At 69.3% G+C, this 14,906-nt stretch carries 18 protein-coding genes; 4 read left to right on the top strand and 14 right to left on the bottom strand.

The features are described from left to right. The first annotated feature begins 26 nt into the window (after positions 1 to 26). A complete protein-coding gene (locus tag IQ220_RS07250) occupies positions 27 to 515 on the top strand; it encodes a GNAT family N-acetyltransferase (protein ID WP_193914023.1) in 489 nt (162 codons plus the stop codon). Here the strand turns inward: IQ220_RS07250 and IQ220_RS07255 are convergent. Genes IQ220_RS07255 through IQ220_RS07265 form a run of 3 tightly spaced genes read right to left on the bottom strand, consistent with a single transcriptional unit; the run spans position 415 to position 3,030 of the window. Then, on the bottom strand, positions 415 to 1,218 hold the full coding sequence (locus IQ220_RS07255; protein ID WP_193914025.1) for a TIGR04283 family arsenosugar biosynthesis glycosyltransferase: 804 nt from the start codon (positions 1,216 to 1,218) through the stop codon (positions 415 to 417). The two genes, IQ220_RS07250 and IQ220_RS07255, sit on opposite strands and share 101 nt — an antisense overlap. A 3-nt stretch (positions 1,219 to 1,221) precedes the next feature. Continuing rightward, positions 1,222 to 1,872: a TIGR04282 family arsenosugar biosynthesis glycosyltransferase gene (locus IQ220_RS07260; RefSeq protein WP_370566374.1), complete on the bottom strand. Its 651-nt coding sequence runs from the start codon at positions 1,870 to 1,872 to the stop codon at positions 1,222 to 1,224. A 9-nt stretch (positions 1,873 to 1,881) separates the two neighbouring features. Further along, on the bottom strand, positions 1,882 to 3,030 hold the full coding sequence (locus IQ220_RS07265) for a trypsin-like peptidase domain-containing protein (RefSeq protein WP_193914027.1): 1,149 nt from the start codon (positions 3,028 to 3,030) through the stop codon (positions 1,882 to 1,884). 120 nt (positions 3,031 to 3,150) lie between these two features. On the opposite strand from IQ220_RS07265, the gene dnaA reads away from it, so the two are divergent. Next, positions 3,151 to 4,560: a chromosomal replication initiator protein DnaA gene (gene dnaA / locus IQ220_RS07270; protein ID WP_193914206.1), complete on the top strand. Its 1,410-nt coding sequence runs from the start codon at positions 3,151 to 3,153 to the stop codon at positions 4,558 to 4,560. A 13-nt stretch (positions 4,561 to 4,573) separates the two neighbouring features. Here the strand turns inward: dnaA and IQ220_RS07275 are convergent, their stop codons facing one another. Beyond that, positions 4,574 to 5,110 (bottom strand): hypothetical protein, encoded by a 537-nt coding sequence (locus IQ220_RS07275; RefSeq protein ID WP_228008972.1) that lies wholly within the window; start codon positions 5,108 to 5,110, stop codon positions 4,574 to 4,576. Positions 5,111 to 5,248: 138 nt separating this feature from the next. Between IQ220_RS07275 and IQ220_RS07280 the strand changes: the two genes are divergently transcribed. Next, on the top strand, positions 5,249 to 5,539 hold the full coding sequence (locus tag IQ220_RS07280) for a hypothetical protein (RefSeq protein WP_225875578.1): 291 nt from the start codon (positions 5,249 to 5,251) through the stop codon (positions 5,537 to 5,539). Positions 5,540 to 5,565: 26 nt separating this feature from the next. Here IQ220_RS07280 and cbbX read toward each other — a convergent pair whose 3' ends face one another. The 7 genes from cbbX to IQ220_RS16510 all read right to left on the bottom strand — a co-directional run bounded on the left by cbbX (position 5,566) and on the right by IQ220_RS16510 (position 12,198). Beyond that, positions 5,566 to 6,471 (bottom strand): CbbX protein, encoded by a 906-nt coding sequence (cbbX, locus tag IQ220_RS07285; protein ID WP_193815939.1) that lies wholly within the window; start codon positions 6,469 to 6,471, stop codon positions 5,566 to 5,568. A 5-nt stretch (positions 6,472 to 6,476) separates the two neighbouring features. After that, positions 6,477 to 6,761 (bottom strand): 4a-hydroxytetrahydrobiopterin dehydratase, encoded by a 285-nt coding sequence (locus tag IQ220_RS07290; protein ID WP_193914028.1) that lies wholly within the window; start codon positions 6,759 to 6,761, stop codon positions 6,477 to 6,479. Positions 6,762 to 6,770: 9 nt separating this feature from the next. Then, the gene (locus IQ220_RS07295; protein WP_193914030.1) at positions 6,771 to 7,946 is read right to left on the bottom strand and encodes a CO2 hydration protein; all 1,176 of its coding nucleotides are present in this window, start codon (positions 7,944 to 7,946) and stop codon (positions 6,771 to 6,773) included. Continuing rightward, complete coding sequence (locus tag IQ220_RS07300) at positions 7,946 to 9,478, bottom strand: NADH-quinone oxidoreductase subunit M (protein WP_193914033.1); 1,533 nt, start codon at positions 9,476 to 9,478, stop codon at positions 7,946 to 7,948. Before IQ220_RS07300 ends, IQ220_RS07295 begins: the two co-directional genes overlap by 1 nt. After that, positions 9,475 to 11,337, bottom strand: coding sequence for an NAD(P)H-quinone oxidoreductase subunit F (locus tag IQ220_RS07305; protein ID WP_193914035.1), 1,863 nt, complete (start codon positions 11,335 to 11,337; stop codon positions 9,475 to 9,477). Before IQ220_RS07305 ends, IQ220_RS07300 begins: the two co-directional genes overlap by 4 nt. Positions 11,338 to 11,416: 79 nt before the next feature. Continuing rightward, positions 11,417 to 11,884 carry a ferritin-like domain-containing protein gene (locus IQ220_RS07310; protein WP_186700502.1) on the bottom strand — a complete coding sequence of 156 codons (468 nt, stop codon included), beginning with the start codon at positions 11,882 to 11,884 and terminating at the stop codon, positions 11,417 to 11,419. Positions 11,885 to 11,889: 5 nt separating this feature from the next. After that, positions 11,890 to 12,198, bottom strand: a complete 309-nt coding sequence (locus IQ220_RS16510; RefSeq protein ID WP_193815484.1) for a BMC domain-containing protein — start codon at positions 12,196 to 12,198, stop codon at positions 11,890 to 11,892. Between IQ220_RS16510 and IQ220_RS16515 the strand changes: the two genes are divergently transcribed. Next, a complete protein-coding gene (locus IQ220_RS16515) occupies positions 12,197 to 12,631 on the top strand; it encodes a hypothetical protein (protein ID WP_193914037.1) in 435 nt (144 codons plus the stop codon). The genes IQ220_RS16510 and IQ220_RS16515 overlap by 2 nt on opposite strands. Here the strand turns inward: IQ220_RS16515 and IQ220_RS07325 are convergent. From IQ220_RS07325 to IQ220_RS07335, 3 genes are read right to left on the bottom strand one after another with little or no spacing between them, the layout of a single operon-like run. Continuing rightward, complete coding sequence (locus tag IQ220_RS07325) at positions 12,628 to 12,879, bottom strand: carboxysome peptide B (protein ID WP_193815878.1); 252 nt, start codon at positions 12,877 to 12,879, stop codon at positions 12,628 to 12,630. The two genes, IQ220_RS16515 and IQ220_RS07325, sit on opposite strands and share 4 nt — an antisense overlap. Continuing rightward, positions 12,879 to 13,175 (bottom strand): carboxysome peptide A, encoded by a 297-nt coding sequence (locus tag IQ220_RS07330; protein ID WP_186696633.1) that lies wholly within the window; start codon positions 13,173 to 13,175, stop codon positions 12,879 to 12,881. The genes IQ220_RS07325 and IQ220_RS07330 overlap by 1 nt, the downstream gene beginning before the upstream one ends. A 1-nt stretch (position 13,176) precedes the next feature. Further along, the gene (locus IQ220_RS07335) at positions 13,177 to 14,901 is read right to left on the bottom strand and encodes a carboxysome shell carbonic anhydrase (RefSeq protein WP_193914039.1); all 1,725 of its coding nucleotides are present in this window, start codon (positions 14,899 to 14,901) and stop codon (positions 13,177 to 13,179) included. Between the last annotated feature and the right edge of the window lie 5 nt (positions 14,902 to 14,906).

Here is a 14,906-nt window from a genome sequence, read left to right on the forward strand (position 1 = left end):
TCGTGGCATCCCGCCATCGCTGTTCCGTGGATCCGGCCCTCCAGCTCACCACGCTCTACGGGGAGCAGCACCGGCTCTGCCCCACGCCCAAGAGCCAAGTGTCGCTGGTGCTGAGCGCCGAACGGGAGATCGACCTGATCGAGCTGGAGCAGCTGTGTGATGCCGTGGGCTGGAGCCGCAGGCCGCTGCGCCGGGTGCGCAAGGCGCTCCAGCACAGCCTGCTGCGGGTGGGGCTCTGGCGCCATGATCCCCGCTTGCCCAGGCTGGTGGGCTTTGCCCGCTGCACCGGCGATGGCGTGGTGGAAGCCACCGTCTGGGACGTGGCCGTGCATCCCCACTACCAGGGCCTGGGGCTGGGCAAGGCGCTGATGGTCTACGTGCTCGATCAGCTGCGCAGCATGCAGGTGGATCGCGTCACCCTGTTTGCCGATCCCCAGGTGGTGGCCTTCTACCGGTCCCAGGGCTGGGATCTGGAGCCCCTGGAGCGTCGCTGCGCCTTCTGGTACGCGCCTTAGGGCGACCCGCCCCAGGGCCGTAGTAGCAGCGGGCAAGGGCCTCGGCATCGGCGCCCCGACGCCAGGCCCGCCGCAGCCGGGCGTTGTCGATCGTGGTGCGCCAGACGCCCCGGCTGCGCCAGCGGCGGCCGTCCACCCGCACGGCGCCACCGAGGCTGCGCAGGCGCCCGCGACGCCGCAGGCGCTGCACCAGGTCGAGGTCCTCCATCAGGGGCAGGGGCCTGAGGCCACCGCTGGCCCAGTAGTGCTGCAGGGGCAACAGCAGGCCCTGGTCGCCGTAGGGCAGCTGCCGCCAGCGGCTGCGCAGGCTCACCCCCAGTTCCACCAGCCGCAGGGCCAGGCCGCGGCCGTCGATCCCCAGATCGAAATACCAGGCCTCCGCCGGCCTCCGCCGGGCCTGGGTGAGGCGAGTGGCCCAGTCCGGCGGCAGGCGCACGTCGGCATGGAGCAGCAGCAGCCATGGCCCATGGGCCTCCCGGGCCCCGAGGGCCAGCTGGCGGCCGCGCCCGGGCGCACTGCGCAGCAGCCGCGCTCCCGCCAGCCGCGCCAGCTCCGGGGTGCCGTCCTGGCTGCCGCCATCCACCACCAGCACCTCGCGCACCAGGCCGGGGGCGCTGGCCAGCTGGGCCAGCAGACCCGCCAGGGCATGGCCTTCGTTGCGGGTGGCCAGCACCACGCTCAGCCAGGGTGAGGAGGCTGCCACGGCTCAGCGCCAGGGCCGCAGATCGATGGCGCGGTCGAGGTCGTGGCGCAGGGGCAGCAGGCGCGGCTCGATGCCCAGGGCCGCCGCCGCCGCCAGGGTGTGCTCCAGCACCTCGCCACTGCCCCAGGGGATGCCGCTCAGCAGCTCAGCCCTGGCGTGGGTCAGGCCGATCAGCCAATAGCCGCCATCAGCGGCTGGCCCCAGCACCAGGGAGGGGGCTTCAGGTTTCGCCTGGCCCAGGAGCTCGAAGGCCGCCTCCAGATCGGCCGCCTCCAGGCTGGGCAGGTCACTGCCGATCAGCACCACCCGCTCGGCCCCCTCCGCCACGGCCCGCAACACCTGGCGCTGCAGGCGCACCCCGAGGCTGCCCGCCCCCTGGTCGGTTGAGCCATCACAGCCCAGGCAGCCGGCCCAGCGCTGCCGCTGGCGCGGCCCCAGACCCTGGGCCGCCAGCACCAGACGGCAGCCCACCCGGCTGCGGGTGCGGCGGGCCACCGCGAAGGTGTGGGCGGTGAGGCGGCCCTGGATGGCGGCCGCGCGCCCGATCCCCAGCCCCCTGGCCAGCCTGCTCTTGCAGCGCCCCGGCGCCGGCCAGCGGGCCATCACCACCAGCTGCAGTGCCCCTGACGCGCTCCCCTGGCTGGCCTGTTTCACGCCTGTGGCTCAGTTCTGCCGGGGCAGTTCGGCGGGTCGCAGGGTGAGGTTGGTGGTGGCGCTGCCGCGGCGCACCACCACCGCCAGGTCATCGCCCACCTTGCCCTGATCCACGGCCAGCTGCACCTCCGAGGGGTTGCGCACCCGGCGCCCGCCCACCGACTCGATCAGGTCGCAGGGCTTGAGGCCCCCCTTGGCGGCCGGGCTGTTCTGCATCACATCCACCACCACCACGCCATTGGCCTCCGGCAGCCGGCACTGGTCGGTGGTGGCGTTGATCTCCCGGGCCAGCTGGGGGGTGAGGGCCTGCAGCCGCACACCGATGTAGGGGTGGCTGGCGAAGCCGCGCTCAAGGATCTGGGCGGCGATCTGGCGGGCCACATTGATCGGCACCGCGAAGCTGAGGCCCGCGCCCGGGGCCTGGCGGATGGCGGTGTTGATGCCGATCACCTGGCCGCGGTCGTTGATCAGCGGCCCGCCGCTGTTGCCGGGGTTCACGGCGGCGTCGGTCTGGATGTAGGGCACCCGCTGGCCCTCGCCGACGGCATTGGTGCGCTGAATGGCACTGATGATGCCGGCCGTCACGGTGTTATCGAGCCCCAGAGGGTTGCCGATGGCGATCGCCCATTCGCCCGGCCGCAGCTTGGCGGAGTCGCCCAGGGGAGCCACGGGCAGGTCCGTGGCCACCACCTTCACCACCGCCACATCGGTGAGTGGATCGCTGCCGAGCACCTTGCCGGTGAGGCTGCGGCCATCGGGCAGGGTCACGCTCACCTCGCTGGCCCCATCCACCACGTGGGCATTGGTGAGCAGCACGCCGTCGGAGCGGGTGATGAAGCCGGAGCCCTGGCCCTGCTGCTCCTGGATGGTGGGTCCGCGGCCGAACAGACCTCCAAGTGGGTTGATCACCCGTTTGGTGGTGTCGATCCGCACCACCGAAGGTCCCACCTTCGCCACGGCGTCCACGATCACGTTGTTGCCGGGCTGCAGCGGCGGCACGGGGGCGGCGTCGCTGATGCGCACATTGCCCTCGTCCGGCTGGCCGGGCAGCTGCGGCAGCTGGGGCAGATTCGGCAGTCGTGGCAGGCCACTGGTGCAGCCGGTGAGCAGCAACGTGCCGATCAGTCCGGCACTGGGCCAGGGGCGGAAGCAGGGCATGGTCGACTCAGGGGGACGGCAGAAGGGACGGGGGTTGTGCCCCGGTGGGCCTGGGGCACATTTAAGACGGAGCGGGGGCGGGTGATCTGCCTATATTCAGCACCCGCGTGGGGGCCCTTGGTGCAGCAGAGAGACGAGCTGTGGCACCAGGTTCAGCAGGCCCTCCAGGCCCGGTTCAGTAAACCCACCTTCGAAACCTGGATCCGTCCGGCCCGTTGCCTGGGGATGGAGGCTGACGTCCTGCTGCTCGAGGCGCCCAACAGTTTCGCCTGCGGCTGGCTGCGTAAAAACTATCTCGACACCATCGAGGCTGTGGCCAGCGAACTCGCCGGTCGGCCGCTGCGCATTCAGATCGGCACCGCCGCCCCCGACGAGCACCTTGCCGATCAGCCCGGCTCCAACGGGGCGACCCCTGCAGCGGCTCCGGTTCAGACAGCCCGTGCCATCACCGCCCGTGGCACCACCGCCAATGGCAGACCCGGCCCTGCCGGATCGCCAGGCAGTGGGCTCAACCCCCGCTACGTGTTCAACCGCTTCGTGGTGGGCCCCAACAGCCGCATGGCCCATGCCGCGGCCCTGGCCGTGGCGGAGGCCCCCGGCCGGGAGTTCAACCCCCTGTTCATCTGTGGCGGGGTGGGGCTGGGCAAGACCCATCTGATGCAGGCCATCGGCCACTACCGCCTGGAGATCAATCCGGAGGCCAGGGTGTTCTACGTGTCCACCGAAACCTTCACCAACGACCTGATCCAGGCGATCCGCAAGGACGGCATGCAGGCCTTCCGCGACCGCTACCGCGCTGCCGATCTGATCCTGGTGGATGACATCCAGTTCATCGAGGGCAAGGAGTACACCCAGGAGGAGTTCTTCCACACCTTCAACGCCCTGCACGAGGCCGGCCGCCAGGTGGTGATCGCCTCCGATCGGCCCCCCAGCCAGATCCCGCGCCTGCAGGAGCGGCTGATCTCGCGCTTCTCGATGGGATTGATCGCCGACATCCAGGCCCCGGACCTGGAAACGCGCATGGCAATCCTGCACAAGAAGGCCGAACAGGAGCAGATGGCCCTGCCCCGCGATCTGATCCAGTTCATCGCCGGGCGCTTCACCTCCAACATCCGCGAGCTGGAGGGGGCCCTCACCCGGGCCGTGGCCTTCGCCTCGATCACCGGTCTGCCGATGACGGTGGAGTCGGTGGCACCGATGCTCGATCCGGCCGGCCGGGACGTGGAGGTGAAGCCCGAGCAGGTGCTCGAGAAGGTGTCGGAGGTGTTCGGCGTGGGGGGCGATGAAATGCGCAGCCCCAGCCGCAAGCGGGCCGTGAGCCAGGCCCGCCAGGTGGGCATGTATCTGATGCGCCACAGCACCAACCTCTCGCTGCCGCGCATCGGTGAGGTGTTCGGCGGCAAGGATCACTCCACCGTGATGTATGCGGTGGAGCAGATCGAAAAGAAGCTCCATGCCGATCCCTCCCTGGCCCGGCAGGTGCAGCAGGTGCGCGACCTGCTGCAGATCGACTCGCGCAAGCGCCGTTGAGGACCCCGGGGCCTCAGTTGCAGCCCTGCACCGAGATGCGGTAGCTGAAGCCCAGGGCCCCGGGGTCGTTGCTGGCACCCACCTTGAAATTCATCTGGCTGGCCTGCTTGCCGGGCACCGCGGCAAACGGTCCGAACTCCTTACCAGTGCCGACAGGGGGAGTCATGCTGGCGTTGATCACCTGCAGGCTGGTGCCATCCGTGAACTTCATGTAGCCCTCCACCGGATATTCGGCGTTGGCATCCGAGGAGTTGGCCGTGAAGAAGAACTTGTACTTCTGGTAGGGACGATCCACGATGAAATCAGTGTTCCAGTTTGTGCGGCCCAGCAGCTTGGCGCGGCTCACGGTCTTGGACACCACGGGGGTCTGGCCGTCGCCACCGATGGGTTGCAGGAAGCTGCAGGTTTCGGCCTGCGCCGTGGTGGCGGAGGTCAGCGCGAGGGTGAGGGCGGCGGCTGAGCCGCCGACCAGAGACTGCAGACGCTGCTTGCTGGACGACTGGATCACTGCGAAGGAATCCTGCACTGCAGGGCTGAACGTGTTCGCCATCGAGCGTAGATCGCGATCTGGAGGTGGGCTGTTGTCTGCTGACACCGCGAGGCTGGCCGCTCTCTGTGCCTTCCGCCCGGAGATCCTCATGGGGCCGGGTAAGGTCGAGAGATTCCTTGCTGTTGCCCCATGTCCGGCATGAAGCAACGTCGCTCTTCCACCCGCACCACTCCCCAGCTCCGCCTCCCAGCAGCCGCCAGCCTGGCGGCCGCCCTGGCCGCTGCTCTCGGTGGCAGCCTGGTCGCCGGCCCCGCCCTGGCCCAGACCCAGATCTGGCAGCGGCAGGGCGCTCCGCCAGCGGCGGGGTCAAAGGTGGTGCCGGAAAACTGCACCACCGGCAGTGATGGGGAGATCACGTGCGGCACCCGTCTGGAGGGGGATGAAGGGCGCCGGCCGGCAGCTCCCCGTATCGAACTCTTCCCGAACTGAGCCTGCCCCCCACTCCGTCTTCTCCCTCAGGTGAGGGGACGGGCGGGATCCAGACCTTCCACTTCCCCCTGGAACACCCTGGAGGCGGTGATGTCCTCGGCCTCCAGGGTCATCAGATCCAGCTTGGTGAGGGCGCTGCCCATGCGGCTGAACAGCCGGTTGGCCTGGCGCATGCGGGCGCGATCGATGGCGTTGCGGATCGAGCGGGCATTGGCGAAAAAGGGCAACTTCATGCGCCGCTGGATGTAGTCGGCGAAGGCGGAACGGGCCTCATCGCTGAAGCGGTAGTTCTCGGCCGCGAGAATCAGCTGGGCGATCGCCAGCAGCTCCTCGGCGCTGTAGTCGGGGAAGTCGATGTGATTGGCCACCCGCGATGAAAGGCCGGGGTTGGATTGGTAGAAGATGTCCATCCGATCCTTGTAACCCGCGAAGATCACCACCAGATCATCGCGCTGGTTCTCCATCACCTGCAGCAGGATCTCGATCGCCTCAGCGCCGTAATCGCGTTCGTTTTCGGGGCGGTAGAGGTAGTACGCCTCATCGATGAACAGCACGCCCCCCATGGCTTTCTTGAGCATCTCCCTGGTCTTGGGAGCGGTGTGGCCGATGTACTGCCCCACCAGATCATCGCGGGTGGCGGTGATCACATGGCCCTTGCGCACATAGCCCAGCCCGTGCAGGATCTTGCTCATCCGCTCGGCTACGGTGGTCTTGCCGGTGCCCGGCCGACCGGTGAAGGACATGTGCAGCGAGGGCGGCGCCGTTTCCAGGCCCACCTGCTGGCGGGCCCGGTTCACCACCAGCAGGGCGGCGATTTCGCGGATGCGCGCCTTCACCGGCCGCAGGCCGATCAGCTCACGGTCGAGTTCATCGAGCACCTCCTGCACGCCGGCCCCCTCGTAGGCCGCCCTCAGGTCCACCGCCAGGCCCAGATCCGTCACGGGCCGCCGTCAGCTGGGGGGGCGGCGGGGCAGAGAGCATCGATGGCGGCGGCGAAGGCCTCGTCCTCAGGCCCGATCAGCTGCTGCTCAGGCTCAGGCCGCAGGGTGAGGTTCACATAGGTTCGCCCGAAGCTGATGTCCGGATAGCGCCCCAGCTGCTCTGAGAGATCGTTGAGCTGCTCGAGGAAGGCGCGGGTGGCCCCGTAGTCGCCGAACTCGATGCGCCGCTCCAGGCGCTCGGCGCGGTCGGGCTTGGGCCGGGGAGTCCAGGTCTGCTCCATGGTCAGACCCTAGGCCAGCGCTGGGTTGGGGCGCACCCAGTGACTCTCCGTCAGGCAGTCGGTGCGAGCCACGGCGAGGCGCTCGGCCCAGGCGCTGGCATAGGCCTGGTTGGCGGCCTGCTGGCTGGCCTCGCTGCAGGCCAGCCCGTGGGGCATGGTGCCCTGGATGGCGGCCTCGGTGACGCAGAACATCGCCTTCTGGAAGCTGCGGCAGATGTTCACGTGGATGTCGCCCTCGCCGCGGCCGTGCTGGTCGTACCAGCTGTGCAGGGTCTCGGGCAGATGGCGCGCCATGTCGTGCATCAGCAGGCTGGGCGGGATGCCGGCCCCCATGGTGGGCAGGGGATCGGCGTAGAGGGCGCCGTAGGCGAAACGGGCCTGGTCGGGAGCGATCTGCTGGGCCTGGGCGTTGAAGCTCACCGTGCCGAAGAATGGCGTGCCGCGCAGGAACACCGCCTCCACGTAGGGCACCGCCACATCCATCAGAAAGCTGAGGCCTGCCTCGGGGGGCAACACCCAGTGCCGCTGGCCGCCCAGCTCCACGGCGTAGGTGATCGGAGCGGCAGCTGCCTGCACCAGCCCCTGCCGGATGTAATCCACCACAGCGGCCATCGTGCCGATCCGGCCCTCGCGTTCCTCGACCGCCAGGGCCAGGAACAGATCGCTCATCACCCGCCAGAACTGGCCGAGGGCATGGGTGGTGGCGGCGGCGCGGATCTGCTCCGGCAGGAAACCCGGGAACAGCGGATGGAGCAGGGCCAGCAGGGGATCACGCCGGAGCTTGGCGGCGATGATGCCGGCGCAGCCGGCGGCGAAGTCGGTTGAGTCGAGATACCCATCCAGCCCGCCCGTGCCGTGCCAGAGCATGGTCTTCATGCAGTACTCGGCGTACTCGTAATTGATGCGGTCGTGCCGGAGGTTGCGCCAGATCCGCGCCGGGCTCGGATCCCCATCCAGATACTTGAGCAGGGGGAAGGGATTGAGAAACTGGCGCTCGGCCTGAAAGATCAGGTTGGTGCTGTAGGCATCCAGCACGGCGCCATAGCTCTCCAGCACCCCCACCACCTGCAGCCGCTGCTCCGCCGAGTCGGCCACCAGGGTCTGGCCGCTGAGCAGCCGCTGGCCCAGCTCAGTCGCTGTGAGCCTGCCGCCCTGCACGGTGAGATCGGCCGGGATCACAGGCATCAGCCGCTGCCCCCGGAGGCCAGCTGCCCCGCCAGCGCCGCCATGGCGGTGGTGGTGGCTTCACTCAGGTGCCCGAGGCCGCCGGGCGCCAGGCCCAGCAGCACCACGCCGATGGCAAGGGCGATGGCCGGCACCGTCTCGCGCGCCGCCACGGCGGGCAGCTGGATGTCGAGCCGGCTCGACTGCAGCGGATCCTCGGCGGCCGTGATGGCCAGGCGGCCGAAGAAGGCCCGGTTCACCAGCAGCAGGAAGTACACCGCCGTGAGCCCTGAGCCCACCATGCAGCAGAGGGTGGCCAGCGGGTAGGGGCCGAGGCTGCCCCGGAACACCAGGAATTCGGCGATGAAGCCCGCCATGCCAGGCATGCCCGCGCTGGCCATCACGGCCAGGATCATCAGTGAGCCGGTGAGCGCCAGACCCCGCTGGGGGTTGAGCAGACCCTTCAGCACCGCGAGATCGCGGCTGCCCGTCTTGCGGTACACGATCCCCACCAGCAGGAACAGCAGGGCCGAAATCAGGCCATGGCTCACCATCTGGAACTCGGTGCCCAGCAGGCTCACCGGCGACGCCGCCGCCGCCGCCAGCAGGATGTAACCCATGTGCCCCACGGAGCTGTAGGCCACCATCCGCTTCATGTCCTGCTGGGCGATCGCCGCCAGTGATCCGAACACCACCGAGATCGCCGCCCACACCGCCAACCCCGGCGCCAGCACGGTCCAGGCCTCAGGGAACAGCCCCATGCCGAAGCGCAGCAGGCCGTAGGTGCCCAGCTTCAGCAGCACGCCGGCCAGCAGCACCGACACCGGCGTGGAGGCCTGGGTGTGGGCATCCGGCAGCCAGGTGTGGAAGGGCACCAGCGGCATCTTGATGCCGAAGCCCACCAGCAGTGCCAGCAACAGCACGATCTGGCTACCCAGTCCCAGCTGCTCGGTCGTCACGGCGGTGGGGCTGAAGTTCACCGTTCCGCTGAGCAGGGCCAGGCCCAGAAAGGCCGCCAGGATCAGCATTCCTGAGAGGGCCGTGAAGATCAGGAACTTGGTGGCCGCGTAGGCCCGCCCGGCGCCCCCCCAGATGGAGATCAACAGCCACAGGGGGATCAGTTCGAGCTCGTAGAAGAGCAGGAACAGCAGCAGGTTGTCGGCCAGGAAGGCCCCGTTCACGGCCCCGCTGATCAGCAGCAGCAGGGCGAAGTAGAGGCGCGGTCGTCGGCTCAGGTCGCGGCTGCAGACCACGGCCACCAGGCTGAGGCCGGCGTTCATCAGCACCAGCGGCAGCGACAGGCCATCCACCCCGAGCCGGTAGTCGAGGCCCAGCCCCGGCAGCCAGGCGTGCACCTCCTGCAGCTGCAGGCCGCTCTGGCCGGGGTCGAAGGCCAGCAGCACGGCGAGGCTGAGGCCCAGCTGCAGGCTGAGCAGGGCGATGCAGGCCTGGCGCAGCCGGGCGGCAGTGGCCTGCCTCGGCCAGGCCAGCAGGCCCAGGCCGCCGGCCAGGGGCAGCAGCAACAGCAACGAGAGCAGGGGCAGCTCGCTCATGGGCCGCCTCCGCCGAGCCAGGCCAGGCAGGCGGTCAGCGTCACGATCGCCACCACGGCGGTGAGCAGGTACGACTGCAGCTGCCCGCTCACCCCCAGCTTCAGACCCTCGGCACTCTGCAGCGAGAGCCGACCGAAGCCGTTCACCACGCCGTTCACCAGGCGTCGATCCAGCCCGTCGCTGAGGCGGGCCAGGGCCGCCACCAGGGCCACCAGCGTGCTGCGGTAGGCCGCCTCGCTGTAGAAGTCGAAGGCCAGCAGGTCCTGCAGACCGCGCAGGGCCAGGGGGCTGGAGCGGCTGCGCACTGCATCGAGGGGCAGCCAGACGCCGATCCCCACCCCCAGCAGCCCGCTGCCTGCCACCGCCAGGCCGATGGGCCAGGCGAAGGAGGCCAGGCCAGGCACCGGATCCAGCCGGGCCAGCAGCAGGGGGGTGAGCAGCACCAGCACGCTGAGGCTCACCATCGGCAGGGCCATCAGCCAGATCACCTCCGGCGTGCGGCGGGTCTTGGGCCTCACGGCACCCAGAAACACGCTGCGGAACACCCGGCAGAGGTTCACGGCCGTGAGGGCATTGGTGATCAGCAGCACCGCGGCGAAGGCGGGGGCACCGGCCAGCAGAGCCTCCACGCCCAGGCCGAAGCACCAGAAGCAGCCCAGGGGCAGCAGCCCCACCAGGCCGGCGCTCCCCACCACAAAGGCCGTGGCGGTGGCGGGCATGCGGCTGCCGATGCCGCCCAGCTCGGTGAGGTCCTGGCAGTTGGTGGCGGCGATCACGCTGCCCACACCCATGAACAGCAGCGCCTTGGCCAGGGCGTGGGAGAACAGCAGCAGCACGGCGATACCGGGCTGCTGCAGGGCGATGGCAATGAACACCAGCCCCACATAGGAGGTGGTGCCGTAGGAGCAGGCCCGCTTCAGGTCCACCTGGGCCAGGGCCACGAGCGCTCCGCCCAGGGCGCTGATCGTGCCCACCGCCAGCAGCACGTCCGTGGCCACCGGAGAGAGCAGCAGCAGCGGCATCAGCTTGAGCAGCACCAGGGCTCCGGCGGTGACCACGGCTGAGTTGCGCAGGATCGAGGCCGGGTTGGGGCCCTCCATGGCCTCATCGAGCCACAGGTGCATCGGGAACTGGGCACACTTGCCCATCGGTCCGGCGATCAGCCCCAGGCCCAGCAGGGTGCCGGCCAGGGGGGTGAGGCTGCCGTCGGCGTGGGCGGCTGCGGCCCAGCTGTAGAGATCGGTGAACTCCAACGAGCCGGCCCAGGCCGAGAGGGCCACCACGCCCATCAGCAGCAGCACATCACCCACCCGCTTGGTGAGGAAGGCATCGCGGGCCGCCGTGACCACCAGCGGCTGGGCATACCAGAACCCCACCAGCAGGTAGGTGGAGAGGGTGAGCATCTCCAGCAGGAAATAGCTCATGAACAGGTTGCTGCTCAGCACCACCCCACAGAGGGCGCCTTCGAAGAAGCCCACCAGGGCGTAGAAGCGCGCCAGCGACCACTCCTTGTCGAGGTAGCCAAGGGCAAACACCTGGGCCAGCAGGCTCAGCAGAGTCACCAGCGCCAGGGCGGCCAGGTTGGTGGGCGAGAGGTCGAAGCCCAGGCTGAGGCTGAGGTCGGCGGCGGAAAACCAGGGGATGGCCAGGTGGGCCGGGCCGTGGCGGCTCACTTGCCAGGCCGCCAGAGCGCCGTGGACCACGGCCAGCAGGGTGACCAGCAGGTTGAGGTAGGCCGCCGGCCGCGGACCCTGGCGCGGTAGCCAGCCGCAGGCCCAGGGCAGCGAGAGCAGCATGCCGCTGAACCCGTACAGCGGGATCAGCCAGGCCAGCTGGAGGGGCAGGGGCAGGAGGGGCACGGGATCTGTCACTGGCTGGCCCTTCAGGCGGCCTGGAGCCAGCTGAGCTCAGGGCGGCGGCTGCCACGCCGCTGCTGGCTCAGAAGGTCGCGCGCTCGAGGCCCGGGCCTGGCTGCCCGCCCAGCTGACGCAGCCAGATGGCCAGCTCCTCCCCATGGGATTGCTCGTCGCGCCACAGTTCACGGAAGCAGGCTTCATTCTCTCCGTCTCCGATCTGAACACAGAAGCGCACGGCCTCGGCGTAATGATTGATGAGTTCGGCCTCCATGGCGCTGTTGTGGCGCAGCAACCCAGGCAGATCGGGGGCGTGGGCCACCGGCTGCAACTGGGAAGCGGCCGGAGCCACGCCGAGGCTGAGCATCCGCTGCACCAGCTTTTCGGCATGGCGGAGTTCTTCCACGGTTTCCTCGCGGAAGCGTTTGGCGGCCTCGGCATTGCCCCAGATCTCCAGCAGGGAGGCCTGGGTCATGTATTGCTGCACGGCGGTGAGCTCGAGGCTCAGGGCGCGACCCAGATAGCCCAGGACGCGCGGATGGGCGGCGTCCATCGGCATCACAGGCGGCGAACGGTCTCAGTGCTCTGCAGAGCGGGCTCCACTTCGGTGTGGGGGCGGGCAATGATGTGGGCAGCCACGAGGCCGTCACCCACGCGCTCGCAGGCGTCGGCACCGGCCCGCACCGCGGCGTTCACGGCGCCGGTTTCCCCCCGCACCATCACGGTGACGTAGCCACCGCCCACGAATTCGCGGGCCACCATGGTGACCTCAGCGGCCTTGGTCATGGCGTCAGCCGCCTCGATCGCAGGCACCAGACCGCGGGTTTCGATCATGCCGAGGGCGATGCCGTTAACGGTGGGAGCCATGGGGGAGGTTGCGGAGGAGGACGAAGAGGCGGGGGGCCGGGTGCCACTGGAGCCCCCGGAGCGGCGGCTGCTGCTGGAGCGCTGGCTGGTGCTGGAGGCGGGGGGCAGAGCCCTGGACCGGCTGGTGGTGCTGGCTGCGGAACGGGCCGTGGTGGTGGCCGCGGCAGCCGGGCTGGGCTTGGTGGAGCTGGACTTCAGAGAGGCGGGCTTCTGGGAGGTGGGGGGTGGCGTCGCCGCCTGGCTGGTGGGCGTCGTCGCTGCCGGCGCTGGCCTGGCGCTGGCGCTGCTGGCGTCACCGGCGCCTCTGAGGCGGCGGATTTGCCGGTCGATCGGGTGGTCGGTGTGGCCATGGCGGGGCGCGGGGGGACGGGAACAGGGTGAGATCGGCACAGCGGCCGCCGCGGGAAGCAGCAGCCGTCGGGGCGTCAGCTAGCCATCGGGTTCCCAGAAATCAATGATTCCGGAGATGGTCAGATCGATCTGGGCATCGGGGATACCACAGGCGAAACGGGCGGCGGAGCCGCTGGAGGTGAACACCCAGTTGCCGACGGAGGCGCCGACGGGATCGACGGCCACCGAGAGCTTGCCTTTGACGTTGCGCAGCACCCTCAGGTTCCAATGGCCCATGCCACTGACCCGCTGGCTGCAGACGAGGGAGCCGGTCACCTGCATGATTTCCATCAGGTGCCTGCTCCCGGTTCCGAGCTGGGCGGTGGGGCCGCCGGTTTGGGGGCGTCGGGATCCCAGTGGTCGATGATCCCCACGATCGTGAGATCGCTGGGATACGACTTGCTGCCGGCGGCTTCTCGGGCCGCCGAACTGCCCACACAGATCACCCAGTCACCGGGGATGCAGCCCACGGCGTCCACCGCCACTTTCTTGGTGCTGCCATCCAGCACCACCTGCAGCAGCTTGTGCTCGAAACCGGGAATGCGGTTGGTGGAGACCAGGGGTTTGAGCACCTTGCAGATCAGCATCTCAATGACCTCCCGTGGCGGCGAACACGATGGTGGAGGCCACGATTTCGGCGGGAATGTGGCGATCCTGGTCGCGGATGGTGAGCAGGGCGTGCAGCAGGCCCTGCTGGAAGAGCTCGGCGTAGCGGCTCTCGATGGCGGCCTGCACCCGCTGGCAATGGCGCACGGCCCGCTCCCGGGCACCGGGCACCTGGCCGTGGTAGTCGAAGCGCACCACCACGGGCACCGGCAGGCCCCGGGACACATTCAGCCCCCGGAAGATCTTCACGCCCACATCCAGGTCTGCGGCGCCCTCTTCCACGGTGTCCATGTAGGCGAAGTAGGTGAGGTTGCGCAGATGGATTTCCTTGAAGCCGATCCCCACGCCGATGAAGCGCTCCGCATGGCTGGCGTCGTCGTAGGCGCCGCCATGGAACTGGCGCACGTAGTCGATCTGGGAGATGTTGTGCTCCAGAAGGCGGGCCACGAGGCTCACCATGCCGGGGTCAGGGGCGGAGGCCGCGGCCTGCCGCACCATCTGCTGCACCTGTTGGCGGGCCTGCTCTGGGTTCAGGTCGGCGGTGGCGGCATAGACGTCCTGGGCATCCAGCCAGCGCTCCAGGTTGGTGCTGCCATCCATGCCCGGTACATGCACCCGGATGGCATCGGTGTCGGTGTCGATGCCCAGCAGCAGCAGATCCACCGAGGCCCCGCAGCAGAAGCTGTTCTCCACCGCCTGCTGGAAGTCCTGCAGCCGCAGCAGCCCGCAGGAGGCCGCCAGGCTGTCGTCGCTGCCATGGGCGGCGCAGCCCTCATGGCTTGGATCCCTGGAACTGAAGTGATACATCGCCACCTTCAGGTAGCGGGTATCGGCATGGGCTGGATTGGGGATCCCCTCCCGATAGCGGAGGTGCTCGGTCTTCACCCAGCGGTTCACCGTGTTCTCCACATCGAACAGGGCACCGGCGTGGGGCCGGCGTCGCACAGAACTGAACGGCAGCCTCAGGCCATAGGCGATGGCGTGGGCCAGGCGTCCGTCGGCACAGGGGGTGATGTCGAGCAGGTGGAAGCCACACTCCAGCAGGAAGGCATTGAAGGCCTGGGAGGCCTCACTGCCGGCCTGGCCGCCAAGGGGATCCCGGTTGAAAAAGGCGGCGCTGGTCTGCTCGTAGGTCTCGAACACACACCAGGCAAACAGGGTGCGCATGTCGAGCTGGCTCACCCAGGCGGTTTCCAGGATCGGCAGGGGCAGGGCATAGCCCAGCTGGTCCTGGGCGATCGCCTGGGCCTGGTCCACGAAGTCGTCCTCGTGCTGCAGACCTGACAGCTGCTTGAGCACCGGCACGATGCGGTCGAAGGCCTGCTTCACTCCCTCGTCGTAGGCCTGCAGCGCCCGGTTGGCGCCCGGATCGGTGAGCGGATGGGTGCTGGAGCCGCGCCCGGCGCTGGCCACGGCCCGGCTGGGGAAGGAACTGCTGAAGGCTGCTGTGCGCGTTCCGGACCGGCCGAGGCTGGTGGCCTTTGCACCGGAGAGGCGGGTCCGCTGCGCCCGGCTGGCGCCGCTCGGCGTTGCTGAAGGCCGGGCGGCCTGCATGGCGGCCCTGGCCCGGGTGCCCCGCAGGGGAACCGCAGGCTGGGCGCCGCTGTCAGCAGGGAGGATCTCCGGATCGCGGCTGGATCCCGGGCGGCGGCGCTGGGCCGTGGGGGCGAGCGACGCTTGGCTGGGGCGGAAGGATCGGCGGGGCATGGGCG

Source organism: Cyanobium sp. LEGE 06113 (assembly GCF_015207615.1).